Below are 24908 nucleotides of genomic sequence, written 5' to 3'. Positions count from 1 at the left end.
TCCGCCGAACATCACAGTATACTGCTGAGAAGGGCATTTATACCGACACTACGAAAACGAGAAAGTCGAAGCGAGTGTCCAAGATGCCTGTCTCTATAATGAACTTGCTCAGGCAGTTCAAGGCGGAACAGGACACGGAAGCCAAGCAGCTTGGCACCAAGTGGGAAGACCATGACAGACTGTTCACCAAATGGAACGGAGCACCGATGAATCCGCAGACACCGTTTGAGTGGCTTAAAGGCTACTGTGAGCGTATCGGAGTGCCGTTCAAGAATATCCATTCACTGCGACATCTCCATGCAAGTCTGCTTATATTTGAGGGCGTAGATGTAGTAGCGGTATCCTCGGACATGGGACACAGCGTCGTAGGAACTACCTTGAATCTGTATTCTCATATGTTTCAGGAAGCTAAGGCTCGCAACTGTGATGCGATAAGCAATGCGCTGAGTTTCACAAACGATATAGGCACAGAGGAAGAAAGTCCTGCCGAGGACGATACCGAAGCCGAGACTGAACAGCAGGCACTGGCATTATGAGCAAAAAAGTACCGCAGAGCGAAAGCTCTGCGGATACCCAAATTAATAGTTAAAAGATAATAAGTGCCAAACAAGTGCCAAAGCCTGATTTTTAGAAAAAAGAAAACCCACAAACGGCTATTTTAAGCCATCTGTGGGATTGCTAAATGGTGACCCGTACGGGAATTGAACTGACCGAAAGGCTTCTGCCAGTTTTGAGTATTGTGCAAAATTCACCGAAAAACAGCCTGATTTAAGGGCTTGATTTCGAGTGGTTTTTAGTGATTTCAAGCAGTTTTCAGTAATAATATGTGGCAAACAAGTGGCTGAGGAGCACGCTACTAAAGAAAAAGGATAGAAAGAATATTATTTTGTATCCTTTATAAGTTGTTGTATACTTCCACTGGTTAAAAACTTGATATATGATGTATTATTCCATTAACTATTCTATGATCCTACCCTTTTATTGATAAGCTTGCCATTATAATATATTTCACAATCGGGAAGAGTGGTCCTGAGATATTCCCTTTCATCATCGGATATTTCAGGTCCATAAAGTTTTAAATATTCCAGTCGTTCAAATTTTTCAAGTATTTTTAGTTCCTCAGAAGATTCTATCTTTATACTCAGTGAAAAAACATTAATAAAGCTCTCATAATTTGAAGCATTGACAGTTACATCATAGCAGAATGGAAAGTCATTATATAATCCTTCTTTTTTCTCATTAAAGTTGTTTAGATTAAAAGAATCGCCAGGAAATCGCGAAAAAAGCAAGATTATATGTTTGGACGACAATTCATTTTTAGGATTTTTGTATAAATAATTAGTTATGATTTTTCTTTTTTTAATAACATCATCTGTCTCAGTTTCTTTACTATATTCCGCATCTTTATTCGCTTCAAAATAAAAATGGACACTGTCATCTTGTTCATCATATTTTATGTGAGAACATCTGAACAGTCCTGTGGTTTTTGTAAGCGATTTGTATATATCCTTACAATAATCAGGGCAAGAATCATTTTTATTGGCACAGGAGCATCCTAAGATAAGAACAATTACTGTTAGTATGGGGGCAACTATATTTAGAGCTTTTTTCATTTATTTACTCCTTTCGATATTGAATATATTAGTTACAACAGAAAGATTTTCGCTGTATTCATCAAAATCAACATAGTACATTTTTCCGTATGTTGCTGTTTTTATCATTGCTTTCCTACCAATGATATTTTCAACATCATCACTGAATTCAATTACACCTGTTGCAACCATATAATGGTTTTTAACAGGATATACTTCTTTGTTATTTCCGTCCTGATCTTTGTATTCGATTGTATTATAGACTATATCATAATCATTATGAAAACAATATAGCTGTAATGCATTATCTTCAGAAACACAACAAGAATATATAACAGGAATATCATTATTGAGCATTCCTTTGATCCTCTTCAAACAAGTATTCTTATCAGTACTTATACACCAATTTGAATCCAAGTTGAGTTCGAAAGCTTTTTGTATTTTATCAATTGATTGAGAAAGATTACCTGATATATATGCTGATACAGTACCGCCAATTATAGGAAAAAATACAACTCCTTGTGAAAGATTTTTTACATAATCAGTATATTGATCAAATGACAAATGAGAGTATCGATTATTCTGATTGACGGAACCATCTATAATATTACGCTGTAGCAACAAGTAATAAAACATATCGGCAACTGCTATCAGACCACAACCTTCACTACGAACGTCGTGTCCTGTGATATGACCAAACGGAAATCCTGAGCCAAAAATCTTTTGATTCTCATATATTCCATAGGTTCCAAACCAACCTTGATATCCTCCATATGATGCATGATTATTATTATTTGCCAGGCTCCAGTCTTCTTGTGCACCTTCTTTAAATTCATAGTCCACTGAAAAGAAATCATGCTCAAGCACAGTTTCATTTATATCTGATTTTAGTGGGTTTGGATCACTAAAGGCGTACCAATCGTCAGGCATTTTCATATCAGAATCATAACCATCAGGTATTTTATCATCATCCGTGTCCTCATCGGTAGGATCGGAGAGGATAGGCAAATAGTATCTCGGAGCAAAATCGTTTACAAGGAAGTTATAATCGCCGTTCTGATTGAATTTTGTAAGGTGTCCTACTAAATCAGCCATGCAGAAAACAGGAAGCTCTATACTATTATCAGAATTTACTTTTATTTTTCCTTCATCGATCTCCTCCCAGTCAGTAAGAGCGTCTGTATCGGAGTTTGTTGTTCCATTGGGAATAAGCTCACCTTTAAGCGATATTTTCTTCCATTTTGTCGGAACGATAATATCATATACAGGGCGCGGCGCTGACAGATGTCCTTCAATATGCTGCCTTATAGTTTCATAATTGTCATCAGCAAGTATCAGATCCAGACCATCTCTGGCTGTAATTGTTTGGTGCATTAAATCTGTATATGTAAAGTAATTTTCTACCGGAGTGATCTGAGAATAATTAATTTGATGGCTGTATGCATATTCAATTGCGGCTATATCTTCATCCAGTTTTCCAACTGTGCTGCTGTTTATCAAGTGAAAGATAAACTTATCAGAATCATCTCGTAATGATAAAGTATTTCTTATATAATAAGATACTTCTTTTCTACTTCCGCCTTGTCCCGGAGTTATATACTTCAAATTATTTAAAGTATTATTCAAGGTCATATAGTCTGAGCTGAATGCAGTTCCTTTATTTGTCAAGAGAAGCGATGCGTATGTAGAATCGTATGGTATGATATATACTCTGACGTTGCTGTTTTTTGAAAAAACATATAACGATAATTGTTTGATTAGATTTTTCTCAGATTCAAAATAAAGTTCACGCTCATTAGTGCTGTCTTCATTCTGAATAGTGCTGTCTTCATTCTGAATAAAGAATACTAAATCAATAGGCGCATTTACATATTCCGGTTCCCATTTAGATGTTGGAACTGAAGGCGCTTTAGAAGCGGCTTTGGGTGCCGCCTTAGGTGCAGGAACATTATTCTCGGCAGGCATTTCCACATCAAGGTTATCAAGCCATATCTCCATATCCATGAGGCAGTATGTGCCTGTTTCATTTACTGCTGCACAGAGCTTGTTATTCTTAACGTCGTACTCGGTCTCAACAGGAAGAAGCATTCTCTCATCCTCATCAAATCTGAACACGTTGAGACGCTTTATGCCTTGAAACTCCTCAAGGCTTGAGAATTTATTCAGGGTGTTTTGGGTATAGCCTTCCTTTATGTCATATTTTAACACTATTTCCTCAGGATTGCAAGTATCTGTTATCTCCACATCGAAACTTGCTCCTATCATAGCGTCGTTTTCGATAGCAGCCGAATAACCACTTTCGTCAACAGTGAGTTCCTTTTCTGCATCACCGTTGGTCTTTATGTCGATTGAGAGTTCATAGGGGCTTTCAGTTGTATTTACAGTTGAAAGGATACTGCTATCGGCAACTATGGTCTGAGGGATAACGTATTCTCCGTCGGGCACACCGTTTGTTGCAGGATCATTTGGGTCAAGTCCCAACTTTACCTCTGAACCGTCATCAACACCGTCCTCGTCACTATCAGCTACAAGCGGATCTGTTCCGTATACATAGATCTCGTCATAGTCGCTGAGACCGTCCTGATCTGTGTCGGTAGTCCACGGATAGGTTTCCCTTGTGAATTCGTCTATATTGCTGAGGCCGTCCTCGTCGGTATCAATGTCAGCGTCGGAAACTCCCTCTGTTACTGAATCATAAACAAGAGGATCAGTCTGAGTGTAGACATATTCCTGATAGTCTGTCAGACCGTCGTCGTCTGTATCCTGATCGTAGGGATCGGTACCTATCTTCAGTTCATATATGTCGGGAAGTCCGTCTTCATCACTGTCAAGAACTTCGATATCGTAGTCGTCTTCAGTGCTTATGACTACAAATGGAACCGACTCTGCGATCTTGCCGCTGTTTGCAGTTTCAATGACTTTTATGTACTTCTTTTCAAAGGGCTCAGTGAATGAAATTTCAAAGGAGTCAGTGTTATTTACAGTTCCTATTGAGGTGTAGTTCTCGCCGTCGTCTGACGCCTGTATATCAAAGCTTCCGTCGGGTACTGTTGTGTTCCAGTATACATTGAAAGCTTCTGTTTCTTCTTCGTATTCACCGTAAGCCGCTATCTCAATATCATCGTTGTTTATCGGCTCAGATCCATTGCCGATGAACTCTGCCATCTGAGAGTTATAATTTGCATTGAGATTGGGACAGGTTATAGTTATAGTATCGGCAATGATAATAACACTGTTGATATTCAGATTCTGTGCAGTGATATTTACACAGCCGTTTGGTGCATAGACAAGTCCGTTAAGATTGACGTTGTCCGTATCTATTATAATATCACCTGTTTCGGCACATATAACAGAGTCCTGAGAGTTCTCTACGTTTCCGCTGAGAACAACATCATTAAGTGCCTTAATGCCGCTGGTGATATTGATATTTCCTGTAAGACCTATATCACCTTCTGCCTCTATAGGTATGTTTACATTGATGTTTGTGTCCTCAAGAAAATAGTCCTCAAAATAGGTGTCAACATGAGAAGTAAAGTATCTGCTGTCGATCTTATCGAAGAAGAACTTCATAGTTTCCTGAGCATTTTCGGTTCTTGAACCGTTTACGTTAAAGTTCTGAGCCGTTGTGGATATAGTTCCGTTTGTTGCAATACTGCCGTTGATGCAGACATTGTTTGAGTTGATGGTAATAGCTCCCTCATCAGCTGAGCCTGCAAACATAACGTAAGGGTAGCGGACTGCCTCCTCTGCCTTTGCAGGTATCTGCGGGATGAAGCTTACTGCGGTAGCTGCTGAAAGTACTGCTGATAATAATTTCTTAAACATTTTTCCTCCGATTTCCCGATATCATGCTGTTTTATGCTGCGTAAAATACAGATATCATTTTTATTATAGTTTTTGCAGCAAAGAATGGTAGTTTAAGTCTGCCTCCTTTCGGATAAAAAAATAGACAATACCGTGAAGTCGAAAGAGCGGAATGAATGATAAAAAACAGTAGAAAGAATAAAGTGAAGATGTTACTGTAACTGAGTAGAGGTATTGCGTATACGCTGCATTGCAGCATATATATTTTATCACATCTCACAGGCTGAAATCAACGTATCTGCGTGAAATGGATATATATTTTTTTTATATTATTGATGAAGCAAACCTCTCCCCACAGTAATTGCTGTGGGGAGTTTTCTTTGTTGGCAACTATTACCAATCGAATATATGTTTCCCATTACACCGCTTGTGCATCTATACAAATAATTGCTTCTGGTTTATTGAAATCTTCGTTTTTGCCTTCTCCCATCGGTATATATATGGAGGCAGTCATCTCTCTGCTAATAAAGCGTGTCGGTAGTGACGGTAGAAACGTTACCGTCACGCAGGCGTTACCTGACAGCTCACAAAGCTCTATATAGCTTCATCTGCGGAGCGTGTCGGTAAGTTTCCGTGTCGGTAGTTTTACTGTCACGGCTGAGTTACTGTCACACGCAAAACGCCCGTTTTTGCCGCCGATACACAAATCGGGTAGTCATCCCACCTATGCCCACAAAAGCGATTGTGACGCAACGTGGAGCGTGTGTGGCGATACCGCACAGATACTATCGGCAGAGGGAGAAAAGTGGCGGTACCCCGAGAATAATCTTCCCTTCTGGGAAGGCAAGCATAGCTGCTGGCATTCCGCCTGCCGCCTTGCTTGTCGGGCAGAAGCCCAAACCCACTTACGGCGAGCCGCCGCTCCCAATTGTGCCTCCGCATAGTCCCTACGGACAGGAAGTACAATTGTCGGCACACTGAAACATTTTACAAAACGGAAGAAAAGGAGGGATTCTATGAGACGGAGAAACACAACCATAGCAATACGCTGCACAGAGGAAGAAAGCAGGCGTGTACATGAGTTAGCAAAGAGGCACGGATTGAAGCTCAACGACTTCGTAATGCGGTGCGCTCTCGGCAAGAAAATCGTTGTCGCCAACGGCATCGATGAGATAGTCCGGCAGCAGAAAGCTATAGGACGAAACCTCAATCAGATAGCTACACTTGCGAACATGGACAGGCTGACCGCAAGGCACTCGCAGAAGAACGTGAGCGCAAGGAAGCTCACGGAATACACATGGGCTGATGCCCAATCAAATAACGAAAGGAAAGATTAAAATGAACAACGTAATAATCACAGGAAACATGAACAAGACAATGAGAAGGAGTATGATCGAATGGCTGAAAACAAAACAGAAACTAAAATCGTAATGCTGACCATAAAGGAAGCGGCAGCTCTTGTGGAAGGGCTGACCGAATACAGAGTCCGTCAGATGTGCATCAATGACCAAGTACCGCACATCATGGCTGGCAAGAAATATCTCATCAACAAGGAATTATTCCTAAGATATCTGCGCGGGGAGACTGCGTAAAAAAATAGTGCAAACGGCGCGATTTTGCTGGACTTCCACAGCGAGTTGTGGTATGATGTCGTTGGCAAAAACGCGCCGTATTACTGAATGGAGGTTTTATATGGCGACAATAAGACAAAGAAAAAGCGGCACTTATGAAATAAAGGTCTCCTGCGGATATGATGTCAACGGAAAACAGGTTCTCCAGTTCAAGCACTGGAAACCGCCCGAGGGACTGACCAAGAGACAAATTGAAAAGGAGCTTCAGCGACAGGCAGTGTTGTTTGAGGAAGAGTGCAAGAAAGGCAAGATAACAGCCTCAATAAAGTTCCAGACGTTTGCGGAGCAGTGGTTTGAGGAATACGCCAAGATCAATCTTCGACCGACTTCATACGAGAGAATGAGACAGACCACACAGCGTGTCTATCCGGCACTCGGTCATATGAAGCTCGACAAAATAACAGCAAGACACATACAGGCTTTCATCTCGGACTTGTATGTCAATGGTAAAAATCAGCGTAATGGCAAGCCGCTGTCGAGAAAGACGGTAGTACATCACCTGAACTTTATCTCAGACATATTTGCGTACGCAATAAAAATGGATATGCTCAGTGACAACCCATGTCGCCGAGTGACTGTACCCAAAGGCGAGTCGAAGGAGAAAGAAATCTATACTATTGACGAGGTCAAGCAGATATTTCAGAAGCTCGACAGCGAGCCTCTTAAATGGAAGCTGTACATTATGCTCGCAATATACAGCGGCTTCCGCCGAAGCGAGATGCTGGGACTTGAGTGGAAGGATATAGACTTTGAACACAGTACAATATCTGTCCGCAGAACGTCACAGTACACAAAGGAGAAAGGCATATACACAGACACAACCAAGACTAAGCGATCAAAGCGTATGAGCAAGTTTCCGCCCGTGATAATGAATATGCTGAAACAGTTCAAGGCGGAACAGGACGCAGAAGCCGCACAGCTCGGAACAAAGTGGGAGGATCATGACAGGCTGTTCACAAAGTGGAACGGCGAGCCTATGAATCCGCAGACACCATACGGTTGGTTCAGAGAGTTCTGCAAGCACAACGGTTTCCGATTCTGCGATATTCATTCGCTGCGGCACCTGCACGCATCGCTCCTGATATTTGAAGGAGTGGATGTAGTGGCAGTGTCAGCCGATATGGGACATAGCATCGTAGGAACAACTCTGAACTTGTATTCTCATATGTTTCAAGAGGCAAGGACGAGGAATTGTGATGCAATTACTAACGCCCTGTCCTTCAACAATGAACCGACAGGGGAAAGTCAGGACACAGTCGAGAGCGAAGAAGCGGTCGATATTGATGAAGCTGATGACGAGTTGGAAGAAGAAACGATGAGTCTGTCGATGTGAGTAAAAAGCAGCTGTAGGGAGCATACTCTCTGCAGTCATGCGAAAAGAAAACCACAGTCCAAGTGGCTGATTTTGAAAATAAGTGGCTGACAAGGGGCTGAGGGCATTTTTGAGAAAAAAGAAAGCCCACAAACGGCTATTTTAAGCCATCTGTGGGATTGCTGAATGGTGACCCGTACGGGAATTGAACCCATGATTCCGCCGTGAAAGGGCGATGTCTTAACCTCTTGACCAACGGGCCATTTGGTAGCGGCAGTAGGATTCGAACCAACGACCAATCGGGTATGAACCGAGTACTCTAGCCAACTGAGCTATGCCGCCACATTTGAGCAGGCGTTACCTGCGACTAAATTATTATAGTACAAATAAGGAGAAAAGTCAAGCAAAGGGAGAAATATTCTCTGAAATTCGTCTGCATATACAAATTGCAGCTATTTACCGAGGCTCTTGTTGTTAAAAATGAAGAGCCTGTATTCTCACATATATGACATCAGGCAGGCTGAAAAAGCCTGCCCTTTATTATTACGTTCATAAACGATCCTTTTGTCTGAACAGAAGCGACGCTCCAAGCCCGAACAGCAGAGCTGCTGTGACGCCCCCTGCTGCGGCGGTCAGGCCGCCCGTGAATATGCCGAGGAGCCCGTCGCTGACGATAGTCTTTCTTATCCCCTCTGCCAGAAGGTGTCCGAAGCCTGTCAGCGGTACAGTGGCTCCTGCTCCTGCGAAGTCCGCAAGGGGCTTATACACGCCAAGCGCCGAGAGTATGACTCCTGCCACCACAAAACCCGTCAGTATCCTTGCAGGAGTCAGCTTTGTAAAGTCGATGAGGAGCTGTCCCACGGTGCATATAACACCGCCGACCACGAATGCTTTCAATATATCTGCTATCACAGTATCAGTCCTTTCTGAGGTGAACGAGGTGGGAGATGGCAGGAATTGTCTCGCCCTGCTGCAAAGACATAGGCGACATAAGCGCTCCCGTGGCGGCAAAGAGGATATTACTCACCTCTCCCCTTTCCAGCATTGGCAGGAAGTGACCGCAGAGCACGCTTGCTCCGCAGCCGCAGCCCGAACCGCCGCAATGTGTGTCCTGAGTGTCGGGGTCAAATATCATAGCTCCGCAGTCGCGGTGCTGCTGCGAGATATCGACGCCCTGTTTCAGCATTATATCCACAAGAAGCGGACTTCCTACCAGTCCAAGATCTCCCGTCACTATGAAGTCATAGTCCGCAGGAGCTGTTCCCGTGGCGTCAAGATAGCGCTGAATGGTATCTGCGGCAGCAGGCGCCATAGCGCTTCCCATATTATTTATATCGCTGACGCTGAGGTCCGCTATCCTGCCTATGCAGCCACCTTCCACCCTCACAGCGCCCATATCACGGGAGAGTATCACTGCTCCCGAAGCGGTACAGGTCCACTGTGCAGTAGGAGTCCTCTGACCGCCGTAGGACAGAGGAAAACGGAACTGTCTCTCGGCGGTGGAGAAGTGTGACGAGGTGACGGCGGCAGCATTTCCGGCGATACCGCTGTCTGTCAGCACCGAAGCTATGAGCAGACCCTCCGCCATAGTAGAGCAGGCACCGTAAAGCCCGAGAAATGGCACAGCGAGCTCCCTCATGCTGTAAGCGGAGCCGATACACTGATTGATGAGGTCTCCTGCACATATCACATCAAGCTCATCCTTGGTTAGACCTGCCTTGCCGAGAGCGATACTGACGGCTTCAAGCTGAAAGCGGCTCTCCGCCTGCTCCCACGTCTCCATACCGAAATGACTGTCCTCAACCACCTTATCGAAGCACTGTCCGAGAGGTCCCTGCCCCTCTTTTTCACCGACCGCAGCGGCATAGCTCCTTATTTTTACGGGAGTTTCCGTTCGGAAGACTCCCCTTGCCGTTTTTTCTGCCATGATATAGCCTCCTTTGGAGCTATTATGCACGAAAAAGGCGGTATTATTCGCGTGACCCCATACTTATAGATCAAAATTTAGCATAGCTAAATTATGATTTAAGCCGTTGGCATAATGTAGGGGACGCCGCCCTCGGCGTCCCGTTGGGCGTGTAATAAATTTCGCGGGACGCCGAGGGCGGCGTCCCCTACACATATAAATTCTGATTTAGCTTATCAATAAAAACGCCATAGTACTTCTGAATGCATATCAGAAACACTATGGCGTATTACCTCTGTATCCGCCCCGTTTTCGGGACTTTTGTATTTATTGAGCCATGGGGTCGGCAGCTGCCGCTGCAAGCTCCTTGTTATCGGTCTTTACGAGGACCTCGTTTATCTCGCCCACAAGTGCGATGATATCCTTGATGGACTCATTTATGGTCTCTGAGCTCTCATTTGTCCTGCTGACATTGTCATCGAGGGCACTGAATGCCGAGATAGTTGTCTCAAGGATAGATGTGAGCTGTGAAACGCTGTCGGCGTCCATAGTTGAGTTGTCGTTACAGAAGGTAACAACGTTCTCGAGAAGGTCCTTTACCACGGCAGCTCTCTCGCTGGTAGCTGTGGTTGACTCGCCGATATTCTGCATATTCTCGTTGATCTTTGCAACGTTCTCCTTCAGCTTGTCCGAAAGCTCGAGACATTCTGCTGTGATCTCCTCAAGCTGCTCATTCTGCCTGTTGAGGGCTGAATGTCTTGCAAGGAGAACTGACTTTGCATGGACGATACAGTTATCGGGAGTATTGAGTCCGCGTGAGATAGCGATAGCCATATCGCGGCAGGTGTCGTATCCGCAGGCGTGACAGTCGTACTTGCGGTCCTCCTCTGTGTGCATACCCATCTTCTTGAAAATGGGGTCGAGCTGTGCATTGCTGGGCACGGGAGTGGGCATTGAGGGCTTGTAATTCCTGAGGAAGTCAGCCACACGGAGCTCGTCATCAAATCTCTTGAAGAGCCTGTCGTCTCCCCTTCCCATGATACCTGTTGACTTTCTGCGTCCCTTGGCGTCGTTCTCGATAGCACGCATAGTTGACATAACATCGAAAACGGTCTGCTTTGTACCCGAAGCAGGTCCTATATTACATCCGAACTCACATGAGAGGACGTCGAATACCTTGGGGTGCTTTGACTCGGGCATCCTGCCGTACATATCTATCTCGCGGAACACCTTGTGAACTCCCTCGGAGTTGGTGATATTGATCTCGGGATCGTGTACCCAGAGGTTGTCTCTGAGTCCGCCGGGACGGGAGTAGATAGAGCCAAGCTGTCCCTGCGGCTCGTCGAACTTATACTCGTAATCCTCTGAAGTGTCTATGGGTATGGTTATATCGTTCCTGTCGAAGTATTCAAGGAGCTTCTTGATAGTGATATTATAATCAAAAAGCTCTGTATCCTTAGCCTCGTTTCTCGATGCGATACACGGAGTCACAAGAGCGATGGGATTGTTTCTTCTCAGGTATTTCTTTATGTATATGGCACTGCACGCAACAGGGCTGTGTATAGGCGAGAGATTCTGGAGCAGCTTGGGCTGATAGGTCTCGATATACTTTACGATAGCGGGACATTGCTGTGTTACGATATTGCCTATCTTGTCCTGATCGATAGTTCTCAGGTGAGCCCATGTGCATATATCCGCACCGAATGATACGTCGAATACTGTACATCCCTGCTTCTTGAACCAGTCAAGGACGCCCTTCCACTTTGTGGGAAGTACTGTCTTGATGGCAGGCGAAGCCATAATGATTATCTTTTCCTTTATCATCTCGGAGATACATTCATCGGTATCGTCGATAAAGTCTCTTGCTCCGTGATTACACTTCTTTACACACTCACCGCAGCCGATACACTTATCGTGATTTACCATGGTGATAAATCTGCCGTCCTCGAGCTGCTTTGTCATATTTGCCTCGGGGGCGGGACATTCTCTGACGCAGGCATTGCAGCCGACGCACTTTTCAGGTTTTACAATGATCAGTTCACTCATAACTATAATAACTCCTTACTGCAAATCCGGAATTGATCCTCTTTAATTCTTGCCGATGGCATTTGCCTTAGCTGCAAGAGCGGCAAGGTCTATCTTTCCGCCTTTTTTCTCGCCCTCCGCCGGCTTTTCTCCGCTGTTATCTGTGGGAGCGGACGGCTTTTCCTCGGTGTTATCCTTATCGGAGCCTTCTTTTTTACTCCCGATGGACTCTGCCATCTGTCTGAGCTTATCCAGCTCCTCCTGCTTTTTGCGTCTTTCATCCTCATTACGGGAGTCCTCGCGCATTTTCTCTGAAAGAGTGATGGGCTGCTCGGGTATCTCGGGCTCATACACCTTGGGTTCCCTGAACACGGGAACTCCGCCGCTTTTAAGTGTATTCTCGGTACCGTCGAGAAGTGCCTTGGCCTTTTCCAGTCTGTCTATGCCCTCATCGCGAAGAGTCTCGAATGCATCAGCCATGAATGCCACCTGTTTTTTCAGTGTGGCAACGTCGTCAAGGGCAGCCGCTCTCAGATTATTGGAAGCGACTTCCATCTGCTCTGCTCTGTTCTTGGCATCTGCAATAGTTTCTGCGGCAGTTCTCTCTGCCTCAAAAATTATCTGTTCAGCCTCGACGTTTGCGTCGGAAACTATATCCTCGGCAAGCTTCTTTGACTTGAACTCTATCTCGGCAGCCTTAGCCTTTGCTGTACCCTCAAGCATTGAGGATGACTTCTGAGCCTCGATGAAGACGTTGCTCAGCGCCATTGCCTCGTCCTGAGCCATAAGAGCGGCACATTTTGACTCGGCAGCCTTCAGCTTGTCGTTAAGCTCGGCTATCTGTGCATTCTGATCCTTTATCTGCTGTTCCAGACTGCGGTTCTCATCGTCCGTAGCCTTCAGCTTGACGTTCAGGGTGTTGTTCTGTACCTGTACCTGTGTGAGCTTGGCGCGTTCCTCTGACAGCACCGATTCCAGAGCTTTCTCCTGATCCGAACCTTTTTTATAGGCATCCAGAAGGAGCTTTGTCTCTCTCAGCTCGTTTCTGAGGTCGTGTACCTGAGTATTCAGAAACTCCAGTCTTTTTATAACGGCTTCTTTCTCGTATCCGCCGAAGGTCACTGTTTTAATAAATCTTGCCTCAGCCATAAGTATATCCTCCTTACAACACCCGATACTCCGACGGTTACATCAGAAATGCCGCCGAGCGCACTTATCGAGTATGATATAAAATAATTATACACCATATCGGCAATATAGTCAATAAAAAAACTGCACAAAAAACAGGGCGGTTTTATGTAAACCGCCCAATGCTCATTTTTTTATTTCACCAGTCGTTCTCGCTGTCCTTTATCATCTGCTGTACCTCCGAGTTGTTGTACAGTCCAAGATCAAAGAGCTTGTCCGCCTGACGCTTGGTTATAAAGCCCTTTTCCGTATACACGAACTGACCGTGGTGCTGCTGGGTGCCGTCCCACGAATCCATGACCTGAAGCCAGCCGTTCTTATCAAGGGTCCTCTCGGGAAAACGCGCCCCGGGGTAGTACTTCATGGCGATCATTTTCGCGCACTTATTGTGATTGGTGAACGCACAGGAATAGGTATCGCCGTCGGGTGATATCCAGCCCAGCTTGAAGTCGGGATCGTTGAGCTTGAACATCTCCTCCAGCTCAAGTGGATACTCCTTGTCAGATTCGATTATCCTCCTGAAGCTGTGGTCGTCCTCGCGGAAGCGGAAGTATCCGCCTCTGCCGTCAAAAACAACAGGCAGCTGCTCCTCGGTGATAAGCTCCTCGAAGCCTGTGCCTGCAAGATCATCCATAGTATCCGCATATCTGTAACAGTATTCTCCCGTAGGAGAGCCATAGACTGCATATTTCTTCACCGATCACACCTGCCTTTCGTTATTCAATAAGTATATTCTATCACTTTTCCTACTATCTGTCAATCATTTCGGCAATAAAAAGAACGGCTGCCGTTTCCGACAGCCGCTCCGTTAGCGATCTTACATATTCATTACTGTATTGATCATGTTACCGCCGTTCATCTTAACGGTTCTCAGAGCTGTATCAAGCTTAACAAGCAGTGAGTTTACGTTGAGACAATCGCCGGGCAGGTAGTGGTAAACGGCACCCGAGCAGGGAAGCTGTACCGCAAGGTTGAGCACCTCATATGGGCTGCTCATTACACGCTGGATATTCTGAGCGATACCCATTGCCTGACTTTCTGTAACGCTTGAATTGAACAGGAAGCAGAACTCATTACCTGTGATGTTGTAGATCTCTGCAACATCGCCGAACTCCTCCTTGAGCTTCTCGGCTACGGCAGCGAGATACTCGTCACCGAAGTCATAGCCGTAGGTATCGTTGATGCTTCTGAAGTTATCCATATCGAATACAGCAATATTGAATCTGCCTGTTTCGAGTCTGTCGCTTACATCGCTGTCGAGAGCGTAACGGTTCTTCATACCTGTAAGAACGTTGATAACAGCAAGGTCGCTTGCCTTCTGACGTGTAGCCTTGAGCTTTGCATCGACCTCTGCAAGGTTCTTCTCACGCTCCTCGAGCTCTGCCCTGATCTTCTTTGCACGTCTTGCAAAGAGCCATACAGCGATCTCACCGAGGATAGCAACGATCATCATTACTGTCATGAGTGCGAACGCTCTCTTGGTGTTTGCAGCATTCATCTTTGCGGTCTCAACGTTAACAACGTCGATAGTGGATATAAGCATTTCGGAAGCGGTGGTCTGAAGAGGATATATCTCCTGCTTCAGGATATCAGACATCATTTCCTCGTTGCCTTCCTTTACGTTTTTAGTACCGAGACTGTCGAGCTTATCCTTGAATGCTGTGATAAGAGACTTAGCGTAATTGTATCTCTTTACAACTGTGGGGCTGAGGTCTTCGATAGCCTCAAACTGATGCTCGGCAGCGATGATGTTGCCGTATCTCTTGTTGGTATCGCCCATTGTGATACCGATATCCTCGGGAGGAATGATACCTGCTGCGATACTGATACTGTCCATATTGATAGCAGTCAGCTCCGAATTGATCTTATTAAGAGCACTGTTTGCCTGTCCTGTTTTCTGTGAAACCTCCTGGTTGCCCCAGTAGATGCTTTCAACAAGGAAGGTGTTGATGATATAGATAATAGCGATAAGAATACCCGCGAATATATATGCACCTGAACCCTTCGACTTATTATTCTTTGCCATTAACCCTCACCTCCGTCGGTTTTTTCAGCCGCATCAGGTTTACCGTCAGGGTAGATCATGAGCTGAATGAAATCATCATTGATATTTTCTGCGTCAACGAATACGGCGCCTGTATCCATTCTTGAAGGAACGCTGTCACCGTTAATTGCTCTCTTTGCGTATCTTACTCCAACATATCCCATCATGTAAGGATTCTGAATAACTGTACCGTCAAGAACGTGAGTCTTTATGTAAGCCAGCTCCTTCTCATCGGAGTTGAATCCGATTACGGTAATATCTTTCTCAAGCTCAAGCTCCTCGATAGCCTCACAGATACCGAGTGTGGTATTTGTGTTGGTTCCGAACATAACCGAGATCGAGTCACGATTGCTCTGAAGTATCTTCATTGCAGCGTCCTTGGCAGCGCTCTCGCTTGAGCAGGCAGCACCCTGGATGACGCCCTTCTTGTATGCGTCGATCTTTGCAGATCTTGCATCCTGTACCTTTTTCTCGTTGGTCTCTGTCATATCAATGGGAGCAATAGCATCGGCAGCCTGTGAAGTGAATGAATCGATAAAGCCTGCAACACGCTCTTCGGAAGTAGCAGCCGTGCTGGGGATGATAGCGATATTCTTCAGTGTTGCCAGCTCGGGATCCTTCACCTGCAAGAGATTGATAGCATTTCTTGCCGCAACAGATCCGCTCTCATAGTCTGAGCAGCGAATAAATGAAGCAACGCCTTCATAATCGGCTCTTGAGTTGATATTGATGATCTTGATGCCGTTCTTTTCGGCTTCTTCAAAAGCCTTGTTGAGCTCTGTCTTGCCGTTGGGGGCAATAACTATTGCCTTTGCCTTTTTCTTTACAGCATCATAGATAGCTGCTTCCTGTGAAGAATAGTCGTTATCGTTGGTTCCTTCTCTGAAAACGATATCGTAACCGAATTCCTCACCTGCATCTTCGGCACCCTTTTTAACATCATCCCAGAAGCTGAGACTCTGCTTGGTGATAACGAAGATAGTACCGCCCTGCTGAGCGTTAGGACCGCCCGGGCCTCTCTGAGCGCCCTTACTTCCGCATCCTCCCGAAAGGAGCATTGCAGCAGAAAGAGTGCAGGCAGCGATGGCTCTGAAAACACCTCTTCTGTTTTTCTTGTTCATAATACTGAACCTCCTTTGATCAATAAGCCTGTTCTACCGCAGGATACCTGCCGTGACCAATTATTGCTGCGCCTAAAACGTGTCTTAGCTTGCGGTAACACCCCTGTCAGGCTATTTATTGATATCCATACCTAATTCTATCACATTTCTTCCCGAATTTCAACAGTATTTTGTAAATACATTCCCACAACCCTGTACAAAAAAATCAAAAATTTTATATGCAATTTAATCAATTTTATACCTAAAGTTTTTTTACTTCATTTTTTTACAGTATTCCGGAGAGACTGAACGGGTGATAATATTTCAAGCCGATATTACGCACTGTAAAAGGATTTTTAATATTGCACAAACAAGAGATGTCATTTTTGTAAAAGATAATTCAAATTTTGTCCGAGCCCTCCTTTTTGCTTGACATTAAAATAGAAAAGTGTTATACTAATCGTGATAACAATATAAATACGCATTTATTGCGCTGCTATATTTTTATGTCAGGAGGAGAGACCATGCAATGCGAGAAATGCAACGCACAACTTGACCCGAAGTTCACAGCCTGCCCCGAATGCGGTGCTCCTGTCCCGCAGAATATAGAAGGCTTTGAGAATACTATGGAATTCCAGAAAGAGCTTAGGTCTATCGTCGTTAACTACGGCGCCCGTGCCGTTATGAATAAAGACAGATTCATCGGACTTCTCAGCGACCATATCCCCGATTACGACAAGGAACGCAGGCTACTTATTAATATGTACCGTATGGGCGTCCTGAAGATACTGCTCGAGGATAAGAACCGTGAGATAGCTGTCATGAAGGCAAAGAGCTTTATGCTCGGTGACCTGTTCCTTGCGGAAAATGCTTCGGAATTCGTTGTCGCCTGCTATACATATCTGCTGGGGTGGCCGTATGAGTCACATCTGAAGGTCCTCCCCGAAAGCGAGGAAGACTCCGAGAAAAAGGAGCCCGAGACCAAGAAAAAATCAACGGATATCAACGAGATGGTATTCATGCCGCGTAATGCCTTCAAGTACAGGCTCAGCGGAAACATCACCATCCCCGACGGATATACAAAGCTGGAAGCCTTCTGCTTCGACAAGTTCGGTTCCCTCAGGACCATCAAGCTTCCCTCTACTCTGCTTGCTATCGGTGAGTATGCATTCTCGTCCTGCAAGCGCCTGAGAGGTCTTGAGCTCCCCGAGGGTCTGAGGATAATCAAGCAGGGCGCATTCAGCCAGTGCGCTAATCTGGTGGTCGTAAAGATACCCGACGGCGTGCTTGAGATCGAGGACAGTACATTCTCATTCTGTACGAGCCTCGAAGTCATCGAGATACCGCCAAGCGTCAGCAGCATCGGTGCGGAGGCATTCTCGGGCTGTGAAAAGCTCAGGAAGCTCTACCTCCCCGAGAGCATCAAGTTCATTGACGCCAACGCTTTCTCGTACTGCCCCAATCTCACTATTTACTGCATGGAAAATTCTTACGTTCATAAATACTGTTTAGCCACTGGAATAAGGTACGTCCTCGTGACCTCGGCTGAAGAATATGAGCTTGACTAACAATGGAAAGGATGAGATCATATGATAGAGCTTGAAATAGGTCAGGAGGTCGAGATGGAATTCGGCGGCAAAGCCAAGGTGCTCAGCGTCATCGGCAGCGGCGGTCAGGGTATCGTTTACCTCGTTCGCTTCAACGGTCAGAAATGGGCGCTGAAATGGTACGACATCAATAAGATGGCCAAGCCCGCAGCATTCCGCAAAAATCTCCAGAACAACATAAACGACGGCCCCCCCAGCAATAAGTTCCTCTGGCCGAAATACCTCACCAAGGAGGCAGAGGACGGTACATTCGGATATATCATGGAGCTCAAGCCCGACGGCTTCGACTCATTCGTGGATATCCTCAATACCTATAAGCTGGAGATCGACCCCCTTACGGGCAGAGCCGTAAAACGCCCCGTAAAATTCAATACCCTCAGCGCTATGGTCACCTGCGTCATCAATATAGTAAACGCTTTCAGACAGCTCCACCGTGCAGGTAAGAGCTATCAGGACCTTAACGACGGAGGCTTCTTCATCAACGTGAATACAGGCGCCGTTCTCGTCTGTGACTGCGATAACATCGCCCCTGACGGAAGCAACTTCGGTATCGGCGGTAAGCCCGGTTATATGGCTCCCGAGATCGTAAGAGGCATCGCTCAGCCGAATGTCCAGACAGATAAGTATTCCCTCGCCGTAGTACTCTTCAAGCTCCTTTTCAGAGGAGACCCCATGGAGGGTGAAAAGGTAGTCCGCGATGTCTGCCTTACAGAGTCCTCTGAGCTGAAGCACTACGGTCAGAACGCCGTTTTCGTGTATGACCCCAACGACGATTCAAACCGTCCCGTAAGAGGTATCCACGACAACATCATCAAGTTCTGGAGGATATACCCCGATTATATCAAGGACGCCTTCATCCGCTCATTCACTACCGGCATCACGGACCCCTCAAAGCGTATCATCGAGAACGAATGGCAGAAGCTGTTCATACGCCTCAGGTCCGAGATCATACAGTGCGGCTGCGGAAGAACGAATTTCAGTTCGATGTTCATTCATCAGAACGAGAAAACATTCAAGTGCCCCAAGTGCGGTATGGAATTCGTCACCATCGGATTCAGCAACCGCGATTACCGTACTCCCCTCTATCTGGGCTGTAAATTCTATGCCTGCGAGATAATCCCCGAATCCGACGACTTCTCAGCCGTTGCGGGAGAGCTCGTTGAGAATAAGCTCAAGCCGGGAGTCCTCGGTATAAAGAACTGCTCAGACAGGCAATGGAAAGCCAAAATGCCTGACGGAGTATTCTACGACATCGCCCCGGGAAAGGGCTTCCCCGTATGGCAGGGGCTCGAGATCGATTTCGGCGAAGTGAAAGCACATATCTAACCTGCTTTCTCATAAGCAGTATTACTGAAAGGATGTATGTAAATTATGAGCAATGAACATGTTACAGAACCGGAAGTGAACGAGACTCAGAACGTTTCTCCTCTGGATGATTTTGATACCGCAGAAACAGTTTCTACCGCTCCCGTATCCGACGATAGTATTCTTGACTTCGATGACGATCCCCTCAGCGCTACCAGCGTTTCAAAGAAAAGCCTTGTTATCTTCTTCCTGATAGATACTTCAGGTTCAATGAAGGGCAAGAAAATGGGCGAGCTCAATACCGTTATGGAGGAGCTCATCCCCGAGATACGCCGCGTAGGCGAGGCTGATACAGAGGTCAAGGTCGCTGTACTCACCTTCTCTACAGAAGTAAGATGGATGTACTCGACTCCTATCCCGATAGAGGACTTTGAGTGGGCAAGACTCCGCGCAAGCGGCGTTACCAGCATGGGCGCTGCATTCAAGGAGCTCAACCACAGAATGTCAAGAAACAGCTTCCTCAGTTCACCTTCTCTCTCATTCGCACCCGTTATCTTCCTTATGACCGACGGTTATCCCTCGGACGACTATAAGGAGGGTCTGAGAGAGCTTCAGACAAACAGCTGGTACAAGTTCGGACTTAAAGCCGCCCTCGGTATCGGTCAGGAAGCCAATGACAATATCCTTGCCGAGTTCACAGGCTCGAAGGATACAGTTGTTCACGCTTATTCGGGCGGACAGCTGGCTCAGATGATAAAGATAATCGCTGTTACATCTTCACAGATCGGAAGCAAGAGTATGACTCTCTCCGACGACACCAACCACGAGCTTGGCGAGGAGGATGTATTCGCAGCTAAACAGAAGCTCCTCGGTCAGCAGATACAGGAGCTGGTAAGCACCCAGACCGACGGAGATGACGTCCCCTTCGATACAGGCTGGTAATATCGCAATATTTCGTTAGGAGGACTGAATGATAATGTTTAACGGCTTCAGCCATTCGGTCATGGGCGCAAGCCATGAAAAGACCAATCTGGTTTGTCAGGACAGCTCCGCTTTCAAGGTGGGCGACCACTACGCTGTCGCTGTAGTTGCCGACGGCCACGGAAGCAAAAAGCACTTCAGGAGCCACCTCGGTTCCAAGTTCGCCGTTGAGGCTACTATCGAGGCTATCGACAGGTTCTATGAGGACCGCGAGGCGCTTGAAGCAAACCTTCCCACCAACCACAAACTCATAATCAAAAATATCGAAAAGCAGATAATCTCAAACTGGAATATGAAGGTCGAAAAGCATCTGGCTGAAAATCCCGTTACCGATGAGGAAAAGAGCAAGTTCACCCCGGAGGAGTTCGAGGCGATACCGCCTGAGTCCTACTACGGCTCTACCCTCGTTGCAGGTATCACAGGAGATAACTACACCTTCGGCGTACAGATAGGCGACGGAAGCTTTGTAGCTATTTTTGAGGACGGAAGGGCTGTTATGCCTATGGAGTATAACGAATCCGCCCCCGCTAACGTTACAGCCTCTGTCTGCAACTCAAATGCAGCTTCCATGTTCAGCAGCTTCTATGCTCCAAACAGAAAGCTCATCGCCATGTACGGCTCAACCGACGGTCTTTATACCTCCTTCGGCAGCGAGCATGACTTCCTCGACTATCATACAATAATCACAAGTCAGCTTGTGAACCTCGATACCTTCAAGGAGATCATCAAGAACAATCTCACAAAGAGATCGCGCTTCGGTACAGAGGACGATATCTCACTCTCCTGTATCTACAACGAGAATCTCCTGAAGGACAGGATAGACCTTATAAACAAAAGGGTCGCCGAAAACAAAAAAGCTGCTGCTGACAGAAAAGCAGCTATGCTTGAAAAGAAAGTCTGATACCGAACGCGTGTATCGCGTTTAATAAATTTAGAAAAGTGGTGTTTGTTATGGAAATAGGTTCTCTCTACAACACAGCCAAGAATTTCGCGGAAACTTTGAAACACAGCAGACCCGAGCTCACAAACTATGACGCTTGCCTCTGCCTTATAGTCGCCGATTCGGGCGATATCTACTCAGGTGTCTCCTCTGTATCCATCAACGAGGGTACGGTAAATGAGGTCCCCGCCGAAAGGATCGCGGTAATGTCCGCTATCACAGCTAAACACGTTATCGCCAAGCAGCTTATAGTCATCTCTCTTGACGATTACAGCTACTTCAAGCCCGAGGACGAGGCTATCGCTCTCCTTGTCAATGCAAGCGTTGACAACGGAAGCTGTCAGGTAGTTCTCTCTCCCGACGAGACAGCTACCGCTGCAAGTCTGGCTCCTGCTTCGGCAGTTAGCGACTTCCTCAGCGGCTATGATGAGACTCCCGAACAGCTGGGAGCTCCCGCAGAATTCGCAAGCGGTTTCGACGTTGACTCGACCAATCCCTTCAATAACGGTGAGGCTGACAACAAGGCCGATTCCCTCAACTCGCTCTATGAGCATCCCGAGGAGGCTCAGCAGATGGGCGCAAGCGGATTCCCCAATGTATACGCACAGCAGGGCTATCCTCAGCAGCAGGGCTTCCCTCAGCAGCAGGGCTATCCTCAGCAGCATGGTTATCCCCAGCAGCAGGGCTTCCCTCAGCAGCAGGGCTATCCCCAGCAGCAGGGCTTCCCTCAGCAGCAGGGCTATCCCCAGCAGCATGGTTACCCTCAGCAGCAGGGCTTCCCTCAGCAGGGCTATCCTCAGCAGCAGGGCTTCCCTCAGCAGGGTTATCCTCAGCAGGGCTTCCCTCAGCCTGCACCCTACGGCGGCGGAATGCAGAACTCAATGTATCAGCAGAATATGAATGCAGCCCCATACAGACAGGGCTATACAGGTCAATCGCTCCACGGCGGCAGTATGTATCAGCAGCAGCCCCAGCAGAGCGTAAGCGTTACCCTTACTTCCAAGCCTTCAGGCGAGAGCGCTTTCAAGAAGCGTCTCAATAACTTCCTTGGTGACGACGATGACGTTGAAACAGGCGACAGTATGTCAAAGGAAGATATGCTCAAACAGGCTAAGGACAGAAAAAAGGTCGCTAAAGCTAACCTGAACTTCAAGAAAAAGATGTGACGCCTGCCTTGAGGCATATGTCATAAATATGACATTTCAAGGTTTACAGAGCCGCCCATCGGAAGCTCATGCAAGGCTTAGATACGCGGCTTTTACATCTGAAAACTAAGAAACTATTTTTAGTATTGCATTTTCTTTAGTTTTGTGCTATAATAATTTTATATGATTATAGTTCGGATCTTTTACAGTAAAGTTACTGACCTGTTTATATATTCTCAGATGCACAGTTAAATTTCGTGTTAAGGAAAGGGATAGCTATGAATTACTTGCTCAATATTGATGAAGCGATAGACCGAAAGTTCCTTGTGACAAAGGCTATGAAGGGTCAGGCTGACGTCGGCACTATCATACACGTTATGGACGCCGAGCAGCAGGGACAGGCTGTTATAGTTTATTACCGCGTCACAAGGTATAACGAGAAATTCCACGATTATCAGGATTATACGGCAAAGTTTGAAAACCTCGCTGCGTTCTGCAAATGGGCTCAGCCTGATAACTTCATTGCCCGTAACTATGAGTGCTTCAGTCTCAGAGACATACAGCACTACATAAAGGTCAAGAATAAGAACTTCACTTCATTCTGCCTTCCCATAATCCTTATTGCAGCTATCATCATCTGGGTACTTGCTCTGTTCCTCATAAAGGGCGTAGTAGGTATCATCGTGGGAGCTTTTGCTACACTCCTCGTTGCTTTCGGAGCACTCTATCTGCTCAAGAGCATGAAGAAAAAGGAAAAAATGCGGCTGTACCGAAAGGTCAGCGCTGGCTGGGGCGTTGTATTCCAGTAAAGCTCCTGTAAATGCTTCATCATTGACGACCTGATACAGTCAGGTTTTCCCTTGAACAATATCATCAATATCAATGCCCCTTTAAGGAGCTATGGTAAACGCCATAACTGCTTAAAGGGGCATTTTATTTTATTCGGGTCTTACCTTCATACCCTCGGCAAGCTTTTTGGAGCTTGTCCTGACTATGAGAGTCTCGGGAGTGAGCCCCAGATCGGTGAGGGCGTACATATTTCCCGTCTCCTCCTTGATCCTGCAGCTTGCGCTGTGTACGGTGTACTCCTTTCCGAGGAAGCCCTCGCTCTCGGTGATGTAGAAGACCTTTCCCTTGTCACCCTCTGCGGTAACAGTCTCAAAGGGCAGGCAGTCGTACCGCTCGTCGGAAAGCTTTGTGGTCACCAGCTCTGCCATGTCGCCAAGCTTTATATCGTCGCTCTCCACAGGCACCTCTATCCTGCATCCGTCGCCGCCCTTTCGGGTCATGAGACTTATCTTCTGATCCTTCGCCCTTGCATTGCCGCCTGCGGAGATGCTCACCTTGTCCCCCACCTTGAGGTACTCCACCTCCTCATCGGGAACTATTCCCGTGAACACCTTTCCCGAACTCTCGTCTGAGATGATGAAGGCTGCTCCGTCAGCGGTCAGGTCTCCTGCGCGGAGAGCCGCCTCGGTGATTATCCCTCCTGCGGGACTGTTTATGTAGCCCATGTGCTCGGCTGCCTTTTTAAGTGCATCTATCCTGCGACGAAGCCGCTCCGCCTCGCCGCTGAGCTCGGGAGAGCTGCTTACGAGCGCCACAGCCTGCTCCATAGTGATGTCCCCCGCCTTGATGAGTATATCCGTCACCACTCCGCCGCAGGAGCTGTAAACGGTGCCGCCGTTATCCCATATGCTGTTATAGCGGTCCAGCTCGCGCTGCTTCTCGTCTATCTGTTTTGAGAGCGCATCTGCGGAGCGGCTGTCCTCAGCCTCGTACATACCGTCACGGGTGAGCCTCTGTGAGTCCAGCTCACCCTCCATGTCGCTTATCTTCCGATAGAGATAGTCCGTATCGAGGCGGATAAGAGGCTGACCTGCATAGACGCTGTCGCCCTTTTTCACGCAAACCTGCGACACGCGGAGCCCCGACTCCGTAAATACGGGAGTCCTGTCACCGTCGGCATAGGCATCGCCCTTTTCCATGAACTCCTCCAGCTCCTTCTCGGCATCTGCCGTCACAGACGCAAGGTATTCCTCATCAAGGCGCAGGAGGTGTTCGCCCTTGCCTATTTTTGAGCCCTGCTTCACGAATACCTCCGACACTCTCAGTCCCTCGGCAATGAATACGGGGGTCTGCTTTTCGGCTTCGATAGTACCTCCCACCTCGACTCTGTGAGCGATGCTTTCACTTTTTATGCCTGTGGTAGTTACCACGGGCATTTTCTGCGTGACGATCATGCGGGAAACTATGGTCATGATGAGCATAGCTCCCAGAAATATCCCAAAGAGCTTCACAGCTCTGCTTTTCATGTTTTCTTTCATA

Annotated in this window: 20 protein-coding genes and 2 tRNA genes; 10 read left to right on the top strand and 12 right to left on the bottom strand. The window is 46.6% G+C overall.

What is annotated here, in order from left to right; all coding sequences use genetic code 11:
- Positions 1-536, top strand: a 536-nt coding sequence (locus DSZ37_RS18070) for a site-specific integrase (protein ID WP_242978660.1), incomplete at its 5' end; no start/stop codon positions are given.
- Positions 537-962: 426 nt separating this feature from the next.
- Here the strand turns inward: DSZ37_RS18070 and DSZ37_RS16935 are convergent.
- Together DSZ37_RS16935 and DSZ37_RS16930 are read right to left on the bottom strand one after the other, a co-directional pair.
- Complete coding sequence (locus DSZ37_RS16935; RefSeq protein ID WP_109728026.1) at positions 963-1613, bottom strand: hypothetical protein; 651 nt, start codon at positions 1611-1613, stop codon at positions 963-965.
- Positions 1614-5417: a hypothetical protein gene (locus DSZ37_RS16930; protein ID WP_109728025.1), complete on the bottom strand. Its 3804-nt coding sequence runs from the start codon at positions 5415-5417 to the stop codon at positions 1614-1616. It lies immediately after the preceding gene.
- Positions 5418-6412: 995 nt separating this feature from the next.
- Between DSZ37_RS16930 and DSZ37_RS16925 the strand changes: the two genes are divergently transcribed.
- The 3 genes from DSZ37_RS16925 to DSZ37_RS16915 all read left to right on the top strand — a co-directional run bounded on the left by DSZ37_RS16925 (position 6413) and on the right by DSZ37_RS16915 (position 8360).
- Positions 6413-6733, top strand: coding sequence for a plasmid mobilization protein (locus DSZ37_RS16925; RefSeq protein WP_109728024.1), 321 nt, complete (start codon positions 6413-6415; stop codon positions 6731-6733).
- A gap of 60 nt (positions 6734-6793) precedes the next feature.
- Positions 6794-6988 (top strand): helix-turn-helix domain-containing protein, encoded by a 195-nt coding sequence (locus tag DSZ37_RS16920; RefSeq protein WP_072301224.1) that lies wholly within the window; start codon positions 6794-6796, stop codon positions 6986-6988.
- A gap of 100 nt (positions 6989-7088) precedes the next feature.
- Complete coding sequence (locus DSZ37_RS16915) at positions 7089-8360, top strand: site-specific integrase (RefSeq protein WP_109728023.1); 1272 nt, start codon at positions 7089-7091, stop codon at positions 8358-8360.
- Between the two features lie 166 nt (positions 8361-8526).
- Here the strand turns inward: DSZ37_RS16915 and DSZ37_RS16910 are convergent.
- The 9 genes from DSZ37_RS16910 to DSZ37_RS16870 all read right to left on the bottom strand — a co-directional run bounded on the left by DSZ37_RS16910 (position 8527) and on the right by DSZ37_RS16870 (position 16623).
- Positions 8527-8601 (bottom strand) — tRNA-Glu (locus DSZ37_RS16910).
- A 3-nt stretch (positions 8602-8604) separates the two neighbouring features.
- Positions 8605-8681, bottom strand: a tRNA-Met gene (locus DSZ37_RS16905).
- A 207-nt stretch (positions 8682-8888) separates the two neighbouring features.
- The gene (gene spoVAE, locus DSZ37_RS16900) at positions 8889-9251 is read right to left on the bottom strand and encodes a stage V sporulation protein AE (protein ID WP_109728022.1); all 363 of its coding nucleotides are present in this window, start codon (positions 9249-9251) and stop codon (positions 8889-8891) included.
- Positions 9252-9255: 4 nt separating this feature from the next.
- Entirely contained in the window at positions 9256-10266 is a 1011-nt protein-coding gene (locus tag DSZ37_RS16895) for a stage V sporulation protein AD (RefSeq protein ID WP_109728021.1), read from the bottom strand.
- A gap of 306 nt (positions 10267-10572) precedes the next feature.
- Complete coding sequence (locus DSZ37_RS16890; RefSeq protein WP_109728020.1) at positions 10573-12291, bottom strand: [Fe-Fe] hydrogenase large subunit C-terminal domain-containing protein; 1719 nt, start codon at positions 12289-12291, stop codon at positions 10573-10575.
- Between the two features lie 42 nt (positions 12292-12333).
- Entirely contained in the window at positions 12334-13419 is a 1086-nt protein-coding gene (locus tag DSZ37_RS16885) for a plectin (RefSeq protein ID WP_109728019.1), read from the bottom strand.
- A 178-nt stretch (positions 13420-13597) separates the two neighbouring features.
- Positions 13598-14155, bottom strand: coding sequence for a hypothetical protein (locus DSZ37_RS16880; protein ID WP_109728018.1), 558 nt, complete (start codon positions 14153-14155; stop codon positions 13598-13600).
- A 120-nt stretch (positions 14156-14275) separates the two neighbouring features.
- Positions 14276-15484 (bottom strand): GGDEF domain-containing protein, encoded by a 1209-nt coding sequence (locus DSZ37_RS16875; RefSeq protein WP_109728017.1) that lies wholly within the window; start codon positions 15482-15484, stop codon positions 14276-14278.
- Positions 15484-16623: a sugar ABC transporter substrate-binding protein gene (locus DSZ37_RS16870; RefSeq protein ID WP_109728016.1), complete on the bottom strand. Its 1140-nt coding sequence runs from the start codon at positions 16621-16623 to the stop codon at positions 15484-15486. The genes DSZ37_RS16875 and DSZ37_RS16870 overlap by 1 nt, the downstream gene beginning before the upstream one ends.
- A 503-nt stretch (positions 16624-17126) precedes the next feature.
- Here DSZ37_RS16870 and DSZ37_RS16865 point away from each other — a divergent pair.
- From DSZ37_RS16865 to DSZ37_RS16840, 6 genes are all read left to right on the top strand, one after another.
- A complete protein-coding gene (locus tag DSZ37_RS16865; protein WP_109728015.1) occupies positions 17127-18170 on the top strand; it encodes a leucine-rich repeat domain-containing protein in 1044 nt (347 codons plus the stop codon).
- A gap of 21 nt (positions 18171-18191) precedes the next feature.
- Positions 18192-19535, top strand: coding sequence for a serine/threonine protein kinase (locus DSZ37_RS16860; RefSeq protein ID WP_109728014.1), 1344 nt, complete (start codon positions 18192-18194; stop codon positions 19533-19535).
- A gap of 45 nt (positions 19536-19580) precedes the next feature.
- Positions 19581-20456, top strand: coding sequence for a vWA domain-containing protein (locus DSZ37_RS16855; RefSeq protein ID WP_109728013.1), 876 nt, complete (start codon positions 19581-19583; stop codon positions 20454-20456).
- 28 nt (positions 20457-20484) lie between these two features.
- Positions 20485-21396, top strand: a complete 912-nt coding sequence (locus DSZ37_RS16850) for a PP2C family serine/threonine-protein phosphatase (protein ID WP_242978658.1) — start codon at positions 20485-20487, stop codon at positions 21394-21396.
- Between the two features lie 50 nt (positions 21397-21446).
- Positions 21447-22601, top strand: coding sequence for a hypothetical protein (locus DSZ37_RS17850; protein ID WP_181380359.1), 1155 nt, complete (start codon positions 21447-21449; stop codon positions 22599-22601).
- A 257-nt stretch (positions 22602-22858) separates the two neighbouring features.
- Positions 22859-23389 (top strand): hypothetical protein, encoded by a 531-nt coding sequence (locus DSZ37_RS16840; protein ID WP_109728012.1) that lies wholly within the window; start codon positions 22859-22861, stop codon positions 23387-23389.
- Positions 23390-23518: 129 nt separating this feature from the next.
- Here the strand turns inward: DSZ37_RS16840 and DSZ37_RS16835 are convergent, their stop codons facing one another.
- Positions 23519-24907, bottom strand: coding sequence for a hypothetical protein (locus DSZ37_RS16835; protein ID WP_109728011.1), 1389 nt, complete (start codon positions 24905-24907; stop codon positions 23519-23521).
- Between the last annotated feature and the right edge of the window lies 1 nt (position 24908).

Source organism: Ruminococcus flavefaciens (assembly GCF_900116855.1).
Taxonomy (GTDB): domain Bacteria; phylum Bacillota; class Clostridia; order Oscillospirales; family Ruminococcaceae; genus Ruminococcus; species Ruminococcus flavefaciens_R.
Note: the sequence above shows the minus strand (reverse complement) of the source record. Positions and strands in the feature narration are given on the sequence as shown.

Excerpts from the sequence above, each read along its gene's own strand:
- DSZ37_RS16935 (WP_109728026.1), bottom strand. The coding sequence starts at position 1,613 with ATGAAAAAAGCTCTAAATATAGTTGCCCCCATACTAACAGTAATTGTT.
- DSZ37_RS16930 (WP_109728025.1), bottom strand. The coding sequence starts at position 5,417 with ATGTTTAAGAAATTATTATCAGCAGTACTTTCAGCAGCTACCGCAGTA.
- DSZ37_RS16925 (WP_109728024.1), top strand. The coding sequence starts at position 6,413 with ATGAGACGGAGAAACACAACCATAGCAATACGCTGCACAGAGGAAGAA.
- DSZ37_RS16920 (WP_072301224.1), top strand. The coding sequence starts at position 6,794 with ATGGCTGAAAACAAAACAGAAACTAAAATCGTAATGCTGACCATAAAG.
- DSZ37_RS16915 (WP_109728023.1), top strand. The coding sequence starts at position 7,089 with ATGGCGACAATAAGACAAAGAAAAAGCGGCACTTATGAAATAAAGGTC.
- DSZ37_RS16895 (WP_109728021.1), bottom strand. The coding sequence starts at position 10,266 with ATGGCAGAAAAAACGGCAAGGGGAGTCTTCCGAACGGAAACTCCCGTA.
- DSZ37_RS16890 (WP_109728020.1), bottom strand. The coding sequence starts at position 12,291 with ATGAGTGAACTGATCATTGTAAAACCTGAAAAGTGCGTCGGCTGCAAT.
- DSZ37_RS16885 (WP_109728019.1), bottom strand. The coding sequence starts at position 13,419 with ATGGCTGAGGCAAGATTTATTAAAACAGTGACCTTCGGCGGATACGAG.
- DSZ37_RS16875 (WP_109728017.1), bottom strand. The coding sequence starts at position 15,484 with ATGGCAAAGAATAATAAGTCGAAGGGTTCAGGTGCATATATATTCGCG.
- DSZ37_RS16870 (WP_109728016.1), bottom strand. The coding sequence starts at position 16,623 with ATGAACAAGAAAAACAGAAGAGGTGTTTTCAGAGCCATCGCTGCCTGC.
- DSZ37_RS16865 (WP_109728015.1), top strand. The coding sequence starts at position 17,127 with ATGCAATGCGAGAAATGCAACGCACAACTTGACCCGAAGTTCACAGCC.
- DSZ37_RS16860 (WP_109728014.1), top strand. The coding sequence starts at position 18,192 with ATGATAGAGCTTGAAATAGGTCAGGAGGTCGAGATGGAATTCGGCGGC.
- DSZ37_RS16855 (WP_109728013.1), top strand. The coding sequence starts at position 19,581 with ATGAGCAATGAACATGTTACAGAACCGGAAGTGAACGAGACTCAGAAC.
- DSZ37_RS16850 (WP_242978658.1), top strand. The coding sequence starts at position 20,485 with ATGATAATGTTTAACGGCTTCAGCCATTCGGTCATGGGCGCAAGCCAT.
- DSZ37_RS17850 (WP_181380359.1), top strand. The coding sequence starts at position 21,447 with ATGGAAATAGGTTCTCTCTACAACACAGCCAAGAATTTCGCGGAAACT.
- DSZ37_RS16840 (WP_109728012.1), top strand. The coding sequence starts at position 22,859 with ATGAATTACTTGCTCAATATTGATGAAGCGATAGACCGAAAGTTCCTT.
- DSZ37_RS16835 (WP_109728011.1), bottom strand. The coding sequence starts at position 24,907 with ATGAAAGAAAACATGAAAAGCAGAGCTGTGAAGCTCTTTGGGATATTT.